The organism is Streptomyces sp. NPDC054765, assembly GCF_053612065.1.
In genome coordinates, this window is the sequence record NZ_JBSHBP010000113.1 from 1 (window position 1) to 13871 (window position 13871).

Sequence of the window (13871 nt, forward strand, 5' to 3'; positions counted from 1 at the left end):
GGGTGTCCGGACGTAAAGCGAAGCAGTCCGGACACCCTGCCCCTCCGGCCCGTCACCGCACCCGACAAGCACCCGCCCGCCGCAGGCGCAACGGCGAGCAACCGCCATGGTGGGAAAGCGGAAAACGTGGGGAAGCGGCACAGCGCAGCGGAAGGGCCGCAGGCGCAACGGCGAGAAGCCCCACGGCGGGAAAGCCGAAAACGTGGGAGGGCTCACGCCAGGCTCACGCCGGCTCACGCCGGCGCTGCGCATGGTCGCTGATCCGTAGCAGCAGTGCCACCATCACCCAGTTCGCCACCAGCGACGAGCCGCCCTTGGCGAGGAACGGGAGTGCCTTGCCGGTCAGCGGGATCAGGCCGGTGACGCCGCCGGCGACCACGAAGACCTGGAGGAGCAGGGCCCCGGAGAGCCCGACCGCGAGGAGTTTGCCGAACGGGTCGCGGGCGGACAGGGCCACCCGCAGGCCGCGCTGCGCGAGCAGCACGTACAGCATGATCACGACCGTCACCCCGGCCAGCCCCATCTCCTCGCCGACGGTGGTGAGGATGAAGTCGCTGTTGCCGGCGAAGCCGATCAGCTCCGGGTGGCCCTGGCCCAGGCCGGTGCCCGAGAGGCCGCCGCTGCCGAAGCTGAACAGCGCCTGGCCCAGCTGGTTGGACATGCCCGCCGCGATGCCCTCCTTGGTGAAGGCCCGCATGGGGTCGAGCCAGGCGATGACCCGGCCGTGGACGTGCGGTTCCAGGGAGCCGACCACGGCCGCGCCGACGACGGCCATCAGCAAGCCGCACACCACCCAGCTGGTGCGGTCGGTGGCCATGTACAGCATGATCACGAAGACCCCGAAGAAGATCAGCGAGGTGCCCAGGTCCCGTTCGAAGATCAGCACCAGCAGACTGACCGCCCAGATCGTGAAGATCGGCGCCAGCTGCCGCCCCGGGGGCAGCCGGATGCCCATGACGCGGCGTCCCGCCAGCGCCAGCGCATCACGGTTGACGGTGAGGTAGCCGGCGAAGAACACCGAGATCATGATCTTCACGAACTCGCCGGGCTGCAGTGACAGCGGTCCGAGCAGGATCCAGCGCTTCGCGCCGTACATGTCGGCGCCGAAGAAGGCCGGTGCCATCAGCAGCACCAGCGCGACCACCATCGTCAGATAGATGTAGCGCTGCAGGACGCGGTGATCGCGCAGCACCAGCAGGATCGCGATGCAGACCGTCACCCCGATCACCGTCCACACCAGCTGTCCGCTCGCCGCCTCGGCGATCCTCAGTCGCGGTGTCTGCGCATAGGTCATGTCCAGGCGGTGCAGCAGCACCAGGCCGATCCCGGTCAGCAGGGTCGCCAGCGGCAGGATCAGCGGATCGGCGCGGGGCGCGCAGCGGCGCACCACCAGATGCGGGACCAGCGCCACGAAGAACATGCTGAGGGCGAACCCGGCCAGTCCGCCGGGCAGCCGGCCGGTCATCGACAGGCCGGTGCAGGCGTAGCCGAAGTCCGCGATCAGCACGGCGAAGGCGAGCAGCCATGCCTCGGCCCGCCGGCGGTCCGGTGCCTGGGCCAGCGCGGCGAAGGTCATGGTGCGCTCGACGTCTGTCTCCGGCCGCCGGGCCGCCCGGGGAACGCTGGTCATTCCACGCACGGGTTTCCTCCGCCACTGATCGTCAAGGCCGCCGGCCGGCCGGGATGTGCCCGGGTCGTCGGCCTGGCAGTCGGGGAAGTAGACGAGGCAGCCGGGGGCGTGGTTGCGAGGGAACGGGAAGGTGTGTCCGATTTGATAAGAACCTTCCGGTAAAGCGGCCGGTAATCCGCTCCCGGACGCGCCGCAGATGGCCGTAACCGGCGGTGTGCGGACCGCCGGGCGGGCGTGGCTCCGTACGGCCGGTCAACCGGCGCGGAAGGAAGCGCACCCCGCCGCGCTGGCACTCCGCTTGACCGAGTGCTAACCGCGTCATAGTCTCGGCGTTGGCACTCTCCAGTGGGGAGTGCCAGAACACAGCGACGGGCAGGTCCGGCACCCGCGACGACGGATCCACCTGGTCGCCACCTCAGACAGTTAACCCCGTGAGATCTCCGAAGGGGGAGGTCGGATCGTGACGACCACCAGCTCCAAGGTTGCCATCAAGCCGCTCGAGGACCGCATTGTGGTCCAGCCGCTCGACGCCGAGCAGACCACGGCTTCGGGCCTGGTCATTCCGGACACCGCCAAGGAGAAGCCCCAGGAGGGCGTCGTCCTGGCCGTGGGTCCGGGCCGTGTCGAGGACGGCAAGCGCATCGAGCTCGACGTGAACGTCGGCGACGTCGTTCTCTACAGCAAGTACGGCGGCACCGAAGTGAAGTACAACAACGAGGACTACCTCGTTCTCTCGGCTCGCGACGTCCTCGCGATCGTCGAGAAGTAAGTCACCCGGTTTTGCCCTGATCTGCGCCCCTGGTTCCCGCGTCTAAACAACCGGGGCAGGGGCGCAGTTCGTTTGAGCGACAGCGGTCCCCACGTCGTGGCCGAGGATCGCAATGAGAGGACTTGAAGCAACCCATGGCGAAGATCCTTAAGTTCGACGAGGACGCCCGTCGCGCCCTTGAGCGCGGCGTCAACAAGCTTGCCGACACGGTCAAGGTGACGATCGGCCCCAAGGGCCGCAACGTCGTCATCGACAAGAAGTTCGGCGCCCCGACCATCACCAACGACGGCGTCACCATCGCCCGTGAGGTGGAGGTCGACGACCCGTACGAGAACCTCGGCGCCCAGCTCGTCAAGGAGGTGGCGACCAAGACCAACGACATCGCGGGTGACGGCACCACCACCGCCACCGTGCTGGCCCAGGCGCTGGTCCGCGAGGGTCTGCGCAACGTCGCCGCCGGCGCGTCCCCGGCTGCCCTGAAGAAGGGCATCGACGCCGCCGTCAAGGCCGTGTCCGAGGAGCTCCTCGCGACCGCCCGCCCGATCGACGACAAGTCCGACATCGCCGCCGTGGCCGGCCTGTCCGCGCAGGACAAGCAGGTCGGCGAGCTCATCGCCGAGGCGATGGACAAGGTCGGCAAGGACGGTGTCATCACCGTCGAGGAGTCCAACACCTTCGGTCTGGAGCTCGACTTCACCGAGGGCATGGCCTTCGACAAGGGCTACCTCTCGCCGTACATGGTCACCGACCAGGAGCGTATGGAGGCCGTCCTCGAGGACCCGTACATCCTGATCCACCAGGGCAAGATCTCCTCGATCCAGGACCTGCTGCCGCTGCTGGAGAAGGTCATCCAGGCCGGTGCCTCCAAGCCGCTGCTGATCATCGCCGAGGACGTCGAGGGCGAGGCCCTGTCGACCCTGGTCGTCAACAAGATCCGCGGCACCTTCAACGCCGTGGCCGTCAAGGCCCCCGGCTTCGGTGACCGCCGCAAGGCCATGCTCGGCGACATCGCCACCCTCACCGGTGCGACCGTCATCGCCGAGGAGGTCGGCCTCAAGCTCGACCAGGCCGGTCTGGACGTGCTCGGCACCGCCCGCCGGGTGACCGTCACCAAGGACGACACCACCCTCGTCGACGGTGGCGGCAAGTCCGAGGACGTCACCGGCCGCGTTGCCCAGATCAAGGCCGAGATCGAGTCCACCGACTCCGACTGGGACCGCGAGAAGCTCCAGGAGCGCCTCGCCAAGCTCGCCGGTGGCGTCTGTGTCATCCGTGTGGGCGCGGCCACCGAGGTCGAGCTCAAGGAGAAGAAGCACCGTCTGGAGGACGCCATCTCCGCGACCCGCGCCGCGGTCGAGGAGGGCATCGTCTCCGGTGGTGGCTCCGCTCTGGTGCACGCCGCCAAGGTGCTGGAAGGCTCCCTCGGCAAGGAGGGCGACGAGGCCACCGGTGTCGCCGTCGTCCGTCGCGCCGTCGTCGAGCCGCTGCGCTGGATCGCGGAGAACGCCGGCCTGGAGGGCTACGTCATCACCGCGAAGGTCTCCGAGCTGGAGAAGGGCAACGGCTTCAACGCCGCCACCGGCGAGTACGGCGACCTGGTCAAGGCCGGCGTCATCGACCCGGTGAAGGTCACCCGCTCCGCCCTGGAGAACGCCGCGTCGATCGCCTCGCTGCTGCTGACGACCGAGACCCTGGTCGTCGAGAAGCCCGCGGAGGAGGAGGCGGCCGAGGCCGGTCACGGTCACGGGCACGCGCACTGACGCATAGCGCCGGGCAGCTCGCTGCCTGACGTACGAGACCCGGTCCCCGCGGTGTGCGGGGGCCGGGTCTTTCGTGGGTGAGGACGCGGACCGGGGGCGGTGCCCCGCCGCCGCGGCCGGTCCGAGCTGCCGGTCCGAGCTGCCGGCGCGGACGTCCGGCCGGAGGTCAGGCCGAGTGGTGCAGATGCTCGGGCCGTACGCGACCGGTGAACGGGCGGCCCCGGGCGTAGCGTTCGAGTTCGTCCAGGGCGTGGTCGGCCAGGCGGTGGAGTTCGGTGCCCAGCGACCCCGCCACATGCGGCGTCAGCAGGACGTTCGGCAGCTCGTACAACGGCGAATCCGAGGGCGGGAGTTCGGGTTCGGTGACATCGAGGACGGCCTGTAGACGGCCGGTGACCAGCTCGGCGAGCAGGGCCGTCCCGTCGACCAGGGAGCCGCGGGCGGTGTTGACCAGGGTGGCGCCGTCGGGCAGCAGGGCCAGTTCGCGGGCGCCGAGCAGATGGCGGGTGGCGGGCAGCTGCGGGGCGTGCACGGTCACCACGTCGCTGCCGGCGCAGAGGGCGTCGAGCGGGGCCGGTGTCACGCCGAGCCGGGCGGCCTCGGCGGCGTCCACGTACGGGTCGTACAGCAGGACGCGCAGATCGAACGGGCGCAGCAGCTCGATGACCCGGCGGCCGATGCGGGAGGCGCCGATGACGCCGATGGTGCGGCGGTAGTTTCCGGCGGTGGCGAGTTCGCGGTGCCAGTCGTGCGGGGTGCGCAGGCCCCGGTAGCGGTGGGCGGAGTGCAGCACGCGCTTGTTGGCGAAGAGGATCGCGGCGAGGGTGTATTCGGCGACCGGGAGCGCGTTGGCGTCGGCGGCCGAGGTGACGGCGATGCCGCGCTCCCAGCAGGCGTCGGTGAGGTGGTGTTTGACCGAGCCGGCGGCGTGGACGACGGCGCGCAGCCGGGGGGCCGCTGCCAGCACCCGGCCGGTGAGCGGCGGGGCGCCCCAGCAGGTGAGGAGGACCTCGGCGCCGGCGAGGGCGGCGGCGACCTCGGGGGTGGGGGTGGCCAGATCGTGTGCGACGAGGCGTGGGTCGGTGCGGGCGAGGGCCGTGAGGCGGGTGTGGTGGCGGGCATCGAGCAGCCGCTCGGCGATGCCGGGGCCCATCGACAGCAGCAACGTGGGCCGGACCGGCGGCATTTCCGCAGGTCCGGGGGCACCGTCAGGTCCGGGGGCGCTGTCAGAGGCGGGGGCACTGTCAGGGGTGGGGTGCATGGTGGGGAACGGTGCTCCTTCGCGGTCGCCCGGCCGGCCGGACCGCGGCCGAGCCTAGAGGAGCGAATCCGCCACCATCCAGCCCCGGCCGGAGAACGGCGGTCCTGGCCCCGGCCGGTGCACGTCACCGCCCGTCACCGCACGCCACGGCCCCACGCCACCGCGACCCGCATCGGAGAGACGCCCCGCGACGTCACCGCTCCTTGGCCGCGCAGGAAGCGACACCGCCTCAGCGCGGCCCGTACTTCCGGCCCGTACGGGACGTCATGCTCCCCAGCACCCCACGGGGCGCCAGCTTCACGGCGCCCATGAGCGCCTTGTACCGAGGGTCGGGAATGGAGAGCGACTTCCCCCGCGTCAGGTCCTTCATCGCGGCATCGACGAGCTTGTCGGCGTCCAGCCACATCCACCCGGGGATGTTGTCCGTCCCCATCCCGGCCCGCTGGTGGAACTCGGTCCGTACGAACCCCGGGCACAGCGCCATCAGCCGCACCCCGCTGCCCGCCAGATCCCGCGCGGCCCCCTGCGTGAACTGCACGACCCACGCCTTGCTCGCGCCATAGGTGCCGCGCGGTACGAACGCCGCCACCGAGGCCACATTGACCACCGCGCCCCGCCGCCGGTCCCGCATTCCGCGCACCCCGGCCGTGGTCAGCCGCAGCACGGCCTCACAGTGCACCTTCAGCATCGTCAGCTCGTCGGCCATCGAGACTTCGAGGTACTCGCCCTTGTTGCCGAAGCCGGCGTTGTTCACCAGCAGATCCACCGGGTGTTTGGTGTCCGACAGCCGCGCCTCGACGGCCGCGATGCCCTCCTCGGTGGACAGATCGGCGCTGAGCACCTCGGCCTCGATGCCGTGCCGGTCGTGCAACTCGGTGGCCTGCTCGTGCAGTCGCTTCTCGTCGCGCGCGACCAGCACCACGCTATGGCCGTCGCTCGCCAGCCGCCGGGCGAACGCCGCGCCGATGCCCGCCGTCGCTCCCGTGATCAATGCAGTCGTCATACGGGCACGCTATCCGCCCCGGGCACGACGCCCGAGCCCCTCCCCCCGGCGGCGCGGCCGCGCGCGCACGACGAGCGTCACGCCTTGCGGCAACCGGCCCTGGGGGCCTGCGGCAACCGGCCCTGAGGCCTGCGGCAACCGGCTCTGAGTGCCTGTGGGTCCCGGCTCTGACGGCCCGTCGCCCCCGGCTGGTACGGCTCGCCCCCGGCCCCCGGGGCGCCGCCCCGCCCGGCTCCCCGAGCCGTGCAGCCCCCCTACCGGCCGCGGCTCAATCCCCCGCCCGCCCCGCATACTTCAGCGCCGTGAGCCGCGCCTCCTCCGGGAGCGCCGCGCCCGCCGCCAGCAGCCGCGGCAGCAGCTCCCGCCGGAGGGTCAGGGCCCGGAACATCAGCTCGATCGTCACCTCGTGATGTGGGCGGTGCACCACCTCGACGGCGTCCCCCGCGCGGATCTCGCCCGGCTCGATCACCCGCAGATACGCGCCGGGCACCGCAGCCTGGATGAACCGTTTGTTCCAGCCGTGCTCACCGAGCCACCCGTGGAACGTGCGGCAGGGGATACGCGGCGAGGTGACCTCCAGCAGGAGCTGCGGGCCGACCCGCCAGCGCTCACCGACGCGGGCGCCGGTGACCTCGACGCCCGAGGTCGTGAGGTTCTCGCCGAAGACCCCGTTGGCCAGCTCGCGGCCCAGCTCCCGCTGCCAGTCGTCCAGATCCTCCCGCGCATAGGCGTAGACGGCCTGGTCGTCGCCGCCGTGAAAGCGCAGATCGACCACCGTGTCGCCGGCCAGCCCGCTGCCTCCGGTGCCCTTGGGACCGGGGGCGGTGACCGCCACCGGGCCGTCCACGGGCCGTTTGTCGATGCCCGTGCCGCCCTCGGCATCGGTGTGCTCGGACGGGGTGGGCCGTCCCAGGTTCACGGTCAGCAGCTTCATATGGCGCTCCGTTGCTCGATCGGCATGATCCGTGGAAGGGCCCGCCGGGCGTTCCCGGTGCACGTGTGCCCTCGATCCCTGGCCCACGCCGGCCCTCCCGCCCAAAAGCTTCGACTTCATTTTGCCCGGTCAACCCAAGACGCGCTTATGCTTAAATCATGATCGAGGCCCGTCATCTCCGTGTGCTGCGCGCCGTCGCCAGGACCGGCTCGTTCTCCGCCGCCGCGCGCGAGCTGGGCTGCACCCAGCCGGCCGTCAGCCAGCAGATGAAGGCCCTGGAGCAGTCCGCCTGCACCCCGCTGCTGGTCCGTGCGGGCCGCGAGATGCGGCTGACCCAGGCGGGCGAGGCGCTCGTCCGGCACGCCGTCGGCATCCTGGCCGGGCTCACCGCCGCCGAGGAGGAGATCGCGGCCATCGCGGGCCTGCGGGCGGGCCGGGTGCGGCTGGTGTCCTTCCCCTCCGGCAGCTCGACGCTGGTGCCGACCGCCCTGGCGAAGATGCGCGCCGCACACCCGGGGACCCGCGTCTCGCTGGTCGAGGCCGAGCCGCCGCGCTCGATCGAGATGCTGCGCAACGGCGACTGCGAGATCGCGCTGGCCTTCCGCTATCCGGAGGTGCGCGGCGCGGACCCGGCGGCCGGGGCGGAGTGGGACGACCTGGTGGTGCGGCCGATCCTGGCGGACCGGCTGATCGGCCTGGTCCCGGACGGCCACCGGCTGGCGAAGGCGGGTGCCGCGCACTTCGCCGAGCTGGCCGACGAGGCCTGGATCGCGGGCTGTCCCCGCTGCCGCAGGCATCTCGTGGAGGTCTGCGAGAGTGCGGGCTTCACCCCGCGCATCGACTTCGCCACCGACGATTATCCGGCGGTGATCGGCCTGGTCGGCGCCGGCCTGGGAGTCGCCGCGCTGCCGGAACTCACCCTGGAGTCGGTACGCCCCAAGGGTGCCACGGCGATACGGATGGAACCCGCCGTGCACCGCGAGATCGTCGCGCTCACGCTGCCGGACCTGGCACATGTCCCCGCCGTCGAGGCCACGCTCGACCGGCTGGCGGATGCCGCGGGGCGCTGAGAGACCCGAGCCCGCCCGTACCCGGCCGCGGCTCCTGTCGGCCCATCGTTGCGCCGGAAACCCCTGCCCCTGCCCCTGTCCGTACGGCCCGCCGGGTCCATCGGGTCCGACGTACGGCCTGTTCGCACCGTCCTGGCCTCGCACGGCAGCAATCCGGCCACCACCCTGCGGGCACACAACCGTGCAGCCATGCAGGAACGTTTCTTCAGGGGTGATGCACTCCTGAAGCTCAGGCGCCGGGGACGCCCGTGGGACCGGTCATGGAGGACGCGGGGACCAGCCGGTGGCGGGCCCGGCCCATGAGCTCCTCGCGTTCATCCTCCGTCAGGCCGCCCCACACCCCGTAGGGCTCGCGGACGGCCAGGGCATGCGCCGCGCACTCGGCCCGTACCGGGCAGCGCATGCAGACCTCCTTCGCCGATGTCTCACGCGCGCTGCGGGCCGCTCCGCGCTCACCCTCGGGATGGAAGAAGAGCGAGCTGTCCACACCGCGGCAGGCGGCGAGCAACTGCCAGTCCCAGAGATCTGCGTTGGGGCCCGGGAGGCGGGAGAAATCTGCCATTGCTTGTCCCCTCGAAGCGGTGCTGATTCGGGCTCGGTGCTCACGACGGTACATCTACTGTCGAAGTAGATGTAAATATGACTCATTGCGAATCTAGTCATAGTCACCATGAAAATGGAAGAAAGAGAGCCAAATAGGGCATAGGGTGCACGCGCGGATGCCGTTCGCCCGACGAGTCGTCTGTGTATCCGGCTCCTCACGGAGCGTGTTGAACTCGGTCGCCGAAGCCGTAACTCTTTCGGGTGACCGTCGTTGAGAGTGCGGAGGCGGTTGGCAGAGGTAGTCGTCGGGCAGATGTCCGAGGCCGCCAATCGCACAGGTGACGATACGTACCAGCCTGGAGGCTCAAGGTGACGCGCATCAGCTGCGGAGGGCGGTCATGACATCCGTCCTCGTCTGCGACGACTCCCCGCTTGCCCGAGAGGCGCTCCGTCGGGCGGTTGCGACCGTGCCCGGCGTCGAGCGTGTGACGACCGCGGCCAACGGCGAGGAAGTCCTCCGCCGCTGGGGCGCCGATCGCTCGGATCTGATTTTGATGGACGTACGGATGCCCGGTCTCGGCGGTGTCGAGACCGTGCGCCGGCTGCTGTCCGCCGATCCCGGCGCCCGGATCATCATGCTCACGGTGGCCGAGGATCTGGACGGTGTCGCGCTCGCGGTCGCCGCCGGTGCCCGCGGCTATCTGCACAAGGACGCTTCGCGCGCCGAGCTGCGGGCGACGGTGACCCAGGCGCTCGCTGACCCGACGTGGCGGCTCGCCCCGCGCCGGCTGCGGTCCGCCGAGATGGGCGCCGCGCCCACGCTCACCGCGCGGGAGATCCAGGTGCTGGAGGGCATGAGCCACGGCCGTTCGAACGCCGAGATCGGCCGTGAGCTGTTCCTGTCGGAGGACACGGTCAAGACCCACGCCCGGCGCCTTTTCAAGAAACTCGGCGCCTCCGACCGGGCGCATGCGGTGGCCCTGGGCTTCCGCTGGGGACTGGTCCGCTAAGGCGTTGTGACGTGCAGCGATGCGGGGGAGTGAAGATCCCCGCCCGCCGGGTGGCGGGCGGGGTGGCGAGGTGCCCCGCAAGCCGCCGCGTCCGCCGGCGGTCCGATTCGCCGCGCGGTGCCGCATCCTTGAGGTATGGAGTTCCTCGGGGACGGGTCGGTCGGGCACGAGGGGAGGGCGCAGGACATGACAGCCGGCGCACCTGCCGCGCATAACGCTTCTGTGCACAAGTACGGACCTGATGCCGCGGATCGTGCGGCGCCAAGGCACCATGGTCCGATGCGTGATGACGGGAAGCAGGAAATCGGCGCTCTCGTCGCACGTGCCGTCGAGGGTGACCAGCGGGCCACCCACGACCTTCTGGCTCATGTGCACCCCCTTGCGCTGCGCTACTGCCGCACCCGGCTGTCGAGGCTGCCGGGTGACGCGCGGCACTTCGTCGAGGACCTGGCGCAGGAGGTGTGTGTTGCGGTGCTCTGTGCGCTGCCGCGCTACCGCGACACCGGCAAGCCCTTCGAGGCGTTCGTCTTCGCCATCGCCGGCCACAAGGTCGCCGATCTGCAGCGGGCCGCGATGCGGCATCCGGGCAGCACGGCCGTGCCGTCCGACGAGATGCCCGAGCAGCCGGACGACTCCCTCGGCCCGGAGGAGCGGGCGCTGCTGAGCAGCGACGCCGAGTGGGCCAAGAAGCTGCTGGCGAATCTTCCGGAGAACCAGCGCGAGCTGGTCCTGCTGCGGGTCGCCGTCGGGCTGACGGCCGAGGAGACCGGGCAGATGCTGGGGATGTCGCCCGGTGCGGTGCGGGTCGCCCAGCACCGTGCGCTGAGCAGGCTGCGGGCGCTCGCCGAGCAATAGCAGATCCCGCTGCCCACGGCGGGATTTCGCCGTAGAAATGCACAAGTGACAAGGCCCTCATCGCTCGTGGATTGGGACACTTCCTTAGGCCGTTAGCATGGGAGTCCGCGCTGAGGCAAGAGCATTGGGGAAGGTGTCATGAGTGACAACGTCGACGGTATGCCCGCCAAATTCGCCATGCTCGGGCTGACATACGACGACGTGCTGCTGCTGCCCGGTGCGTCGGAGGTGCTGCCGAACGCGGTGAGCACCGCGTCCCGGGTCTCGCGCAACGTCACGGTGAACATCCCGCTGCTGTCCGCGGCGATGGACAAGGTCACCGAGGCACGGATGGCCATCGCCATGGCGCGGCAGGGCGGCGCGGGCGTACTGCACCGCAACCTGTCCATCGAGGACCAGGCCAACCAGGTCGACCTGGTCAAGCGCTCCGAGTCCGGCATGGTCACCGACCCGATCACGGTCCGCCCGGATGCCTCGCTCGCCGACGCCGATGCGCTGTGCGCCAAGTTCCGGATCAGCGGTGTGCCGGTCACCGACGCCGCGGGCAAGCTGCTGGGCATCGTGACCAACCGCGACATGGCCTTCGAGATGGACCGCAGCCGTCAGGTCCGCGAGGTCATGACGCCGATGCCGCTGGTCACCGGCAAGGTCGGCATCTCCGGCGAGGACGCCATCGAGCTGCTGCGCCGCCACAAGATCGAGAAGCTGCCGCTGGTCGACGACGCGGGCGTGCTCAAGGGCCTGATCACCGTCAAGGACTTCGTCAAGGCGGAGAAGTACCCGAACGCCGCCAAGGACGCCGAGGGCCGGCTGGTCGTCGGCGCCGCGGTGGGCGTCGGCGACGCGGCGTACGACCGGGCGCAGGCGCTGGTCGAGGCCGGTGCCGACTTCCTCGTCATCGACAGCGCGCACGGCCACAGCCGCGGCATCCTCGACATGATCGCCAAGGTCAAGTCCAACATCAGCGTCGATGTCGTCGGCGGCAACGTCGCCACCCGTGACGGCGCCCAGGCGCTGATCGACGCGGGTGCTGACGGCATCAAGGTCGGCGTCGGCCCCGGCTCCATCTGCACCACCCGCGTCGTGGCCGGCGTCGGCGTCCCGCAGGTCACCGCCATCTACGAGGCGGCGAAGGCGGCGAACGCCGCGGGCGTGCCGCTGATCGGTGACGGCGGTCTGCAGTTCTCCGGTGACATCGCCAAGGCCATCGCGGCCGGCGCGGACACGGTGATGCTGGGCTCGCTGCTGGCCGGCTGCGAGGAGTCGCCCGGCGAGATGGTCTTCATCAACGGCAAGCAGTTCAAGTCGTACCGCGGCATGGGCTCGCTGGGCGCGATGCAGTCCCGCGGCCAGGGCCGCTCCTTCTCCAAGGACCGCTACTTCCAGGACAACGTGCTGTCCGAGGACAAGCTGGTCCCCGAGGGCATCGAGGGCCAGGTGCCCTACCGCGGCCCGCTCTCCTCGGTCGCCCACCAGCTCGTCGGCGGACTGCGCGCCTCCATGGGCTACGTCGGCTCCGCCGACATCCCCGAGCTCAAGGAGAAGGGCCACTTCGTCCGCATCACCTCCGCGGGCCTCAAGGAGAGCCACCCGCACGACATCCAGATGACGACCGAGGCGCCGAACTACACTCGGCGCTGACCTGCGCGTACGGCACTGCCCGTACGCGTGCACAAGCCCGCGGCCGCACCCCGGCCGCGGGCTTCGGTGTGTCGGGGATACTGGAACCGCAGACGTAGAGGGAAAGGCCACACACGTGACTGAGATCGAGATCGGGCGCGGCAAGCGCGGCCGCCGGGCATACGCATTCGACGACATCGCCGTCGTACCCAGTCGCCGCACCCGCGACCCGAAGGAGGTCTCGATCGCCTGGCAGATCGACGCCTACCGTTTCGAGCTGCCGTTCCTGGCCGCTCCCATGGACTCGGTGGTCTCCCCGCAGACCGCGATCCGTATCGGTGAGCTGGGCGGCCTGGGCGTCCTCAATCTGGAAGGCCTGTGGACCCGGTACGAGGACCCGGAGCCGCTGCTCGCCGAGATCGCGGAGCTGGACGGGGCCGCGGCCACCAAGCGGCTCCAGGAGATCTACGCCGCGCCGATCAGGGAAGAGCTGATCGGGCAGCGGATCAAGGAGGTGCGGGACGCGGGCGTGGTGACCGCCGCCGCGCTGTCGCCGCAGCGTACGGCGCAGTTCTCCAAGGCCGTCGTCGACGCGGGCGTGGACATCTTCGTCATCCGCGGTACGACCGTCTCCGCCGAGCACGTCTCCTCGGCGGCCGAGCCGCTGAACCTCAAGCAGTTCATCTACGAGCTGGACGTCCCGGTCATCGTCGGCGGCTGCGCCACGTACACCGCGGCGCTGCACCTGATGCGTACCGGCGCGGCCGGTGTGCTGGTCGGCTTCGGCGGCGGCGCCGCGCACACCACCCGTAACGTCCTGGGCATCCAGGTCCCGATGGCGACCGCGGTCGCCGATGTCGCGGCCGCCCGCCGCGACTACATGGACGAGTCCGGCGGCCGCTACGTCCACGTCATCGCCGACGGCGGCGTGGGCTGGTCCGGCGACCTCCCGAAGGCGATCGCCTGCGGTGCCGACGCCGTGATGATGGGTTCCCCGCTGGCCCGCGCCACGGACGCGCCCGGCCGCGGCCACCACTGGGGCATGGAGGCGGTCCACGAGGACGTGCCGCGCGGCAAGCGGATGGACCTCGGTGCGGTCGGCACGACGGAGGAGGTGCTGCTGGGGCCGTCCACGGTCCCGGACGGCTCGATGAACTTCTTCGGTGCGTTGCGCAGGGCGATGGCGACGACCGGGTACTCGGAGCTGAAGGAGTTCCAGCGGGTGGAGGTGACCGTCGCTCCGCGGCGGTAGTTCCCACGTTGCCGGGTGACCCCGTCGTTGTGCTTTCTGTGGTTTTTTCCCGCCTTCGGCGGGGGCGGGGTTGGTTGTGTGGGGTGGGTCCCGATGTGGGTGGTGGGTGCCGGTGGCGGGGCCGGAGGGGTGGGTGTGCGGACTGCTTCGCTTTACGTCCGCAC

Annotated in this window: 12 protein-coding genes; 7 read left to right on the top strand and 5 right to left on the bottom strand. The window is 70.6% G+C overall.

Features of this window, described 5'->3' with window-relative positions; translation table 11 throughout:
- Window positions 1-223 precede the first annotated feature (223 nt).
- Entirely contained in the window at window positions 224-1576 is a 1353-nt protein-coding gene (locus ACWGJY_RS36170) for an FtsW/RodA/SpoVE family cell cycle protein (RefSeq protein ID WP_453265150.1), read from the bottom strand.
- 514 nt (window positions 1577-2090) lie between these two features.
- On the opposite strand from ACWGJY_RS36170, the gene groES reads away from it, so the two are divergent.
- Entirely contained in the window at window positions 2091-2399 is a 309-nt protein-coding gene (gene groES, locus ACWGJY_RS36175) for a co-chaperone GroES (RefSeq protein ID WP_006604922.1), read from the top strand.
- A 134-nt stretch (window positions 2400-2533) separates the two neighbouring features.
- A complete protein-coding gene (gene groL / locus ACWGJY_RS36180; RefSeq protein ID WP_453265143.1) occupies window positions 2534-4159 on the top strand; it encodes a chaperonin GroEL in 1626 nt (541 codons plus the stop codon).
- 166 nt (window positions 4160-4325) lie between these two features.
- Here groL and ACWGJY_RS36185 read toward each other — a convergent pair whose 3' ends face one another.
- The 3 genes from ACWGJY_RS36185 to ACWGJY_RS36195 form a co-directional block, all read right to left on the bottom strand.
- Window positions 4326-5345 carry a hydroxyacid dehydrogenase gene (locus ACWGJY_RS36185; RefSeq protein WP_453265151.1) on the bottom strand — a complete coding sequence of 340 codons (1020 nt, stop codon included), beginning with the start codon at window positions 5343-5345 and terminating at the stop codon, window positions 4326-4328.
- Between the two features lie 304 nt (window positions 5346-5649).
- The gene (locus tag ACWGJY_RS36190) at window positions 5650-6423 is read right to left on the bottom strand and encodes an SDR family NAD(P)-dependent oxidoreductase (RefSeq protein ID WP_453265144.1); all 774 of its coding nucleotides are present in this window, start codon (window positions 6421-6423) and stop codon (window positions 5650-5652) included.
- 268 nt (window positions 6424-6691) lie between these two features.
- Window positions 6692-7357, bottom strand: a complete 666-nt coding sequence (locus ACWGJY_RS36195) for an MOSC domain-containing protein (protein WP_453265145.1) — start codon at window positions 7355-7357, stop codon at window positions 6692-6694.
- Window positions 7358-7515: 158 nt separating this feature from the next.
- On the opposite strand from ACWGJY_RS36195, the gene ACWGJY_RS36200 reads away from it, so the two are divergent.
- Window positions 7516-8427, top strand: a complete 912-nt coding sequence (locus ACWGJY_RS36200; protein ID WP_453265146.1) for a LysR family transcriptional regulator — start codon at window positions 7516-7518, stop codon at window positions 8425-8427.
- A gap of 229 nt (window positions 8428-8656) precedes the next feature.
- Here the strand turns inward: ACWGJY_RS36200 and ACWGJY_RS36205 are convergent, their stop codons facing one another.
- Entirely contained in the window at window positions 8657-8989 is a 333-nt protein-coding gene (locus ACWGJY_RS36205; protein ID WP_453265147.1) for a WhiB family transcriptional regulator, read from the bottom strand.
- Between the two features lie 379 nt (window positions 8990-9368).
- On the opposite strand from ACWGJY_RS36205, the gene ACWGJY_RS36210 reads away from it, so the two are divergent.
- From ACWGJY_RS36210 to ACWGJY_RS36225, 4 genes are all read left to right on the top strand, one after another.
- Window positions 9369-9980 carry a response regulator transcription factor gene (locus tag ACWGJY_RS36210; protein WP_003948568.1) on the top strand — a complete coding sequence of 204 codons (612 nt, stop codon included), beginning with the start codon at window positions 9369-9371 and terminating at the stop codon, window positions 9978-9980.
- Window positions 9981-10259: 279 nt separating this feature from the next.
- The gene (locus ACWGJY_RS36215; RefSeq protein WP_043264857.1) at window positions 10260-10835 is read left to right on the top strand and encodes a sigma-70 family RNA polymerase sigma factor; all 576 of its coding nucleotides are present in this window, start codon (window positions 10260-10262) and stop codon (window positions 10833-10835) included.
- A 138-nt stretch (window positions 10836-10973) separates the two neighbouring features.
- The gene (gene guaB / locus ACWGJY_RS36220) at window positions 10974-12476 is read left to right on the top strand and encodes an IMP dehydrogenase (protein WP_453265148.1); all 1503 of its coding nucleotides are present in this window, start codon (window positions 10974-10976) and stop codon (window positions 12474-12476) included.
- Between the two features lie 115 nt (window positions 12477-12591).
- Window positions 12592-13707, top strand: coding sequence for a GuaB3 family IMP dehydrogenase-related protein (locus ACWGJY_RS36225; RefSeq protein WP_453265149.1), 1116 nt, complete (start codon window positions 12592-12594; stop codon window positions 13705-13707).
- Window positions 13708-13871: the final 164 nt, after the last annotated feature.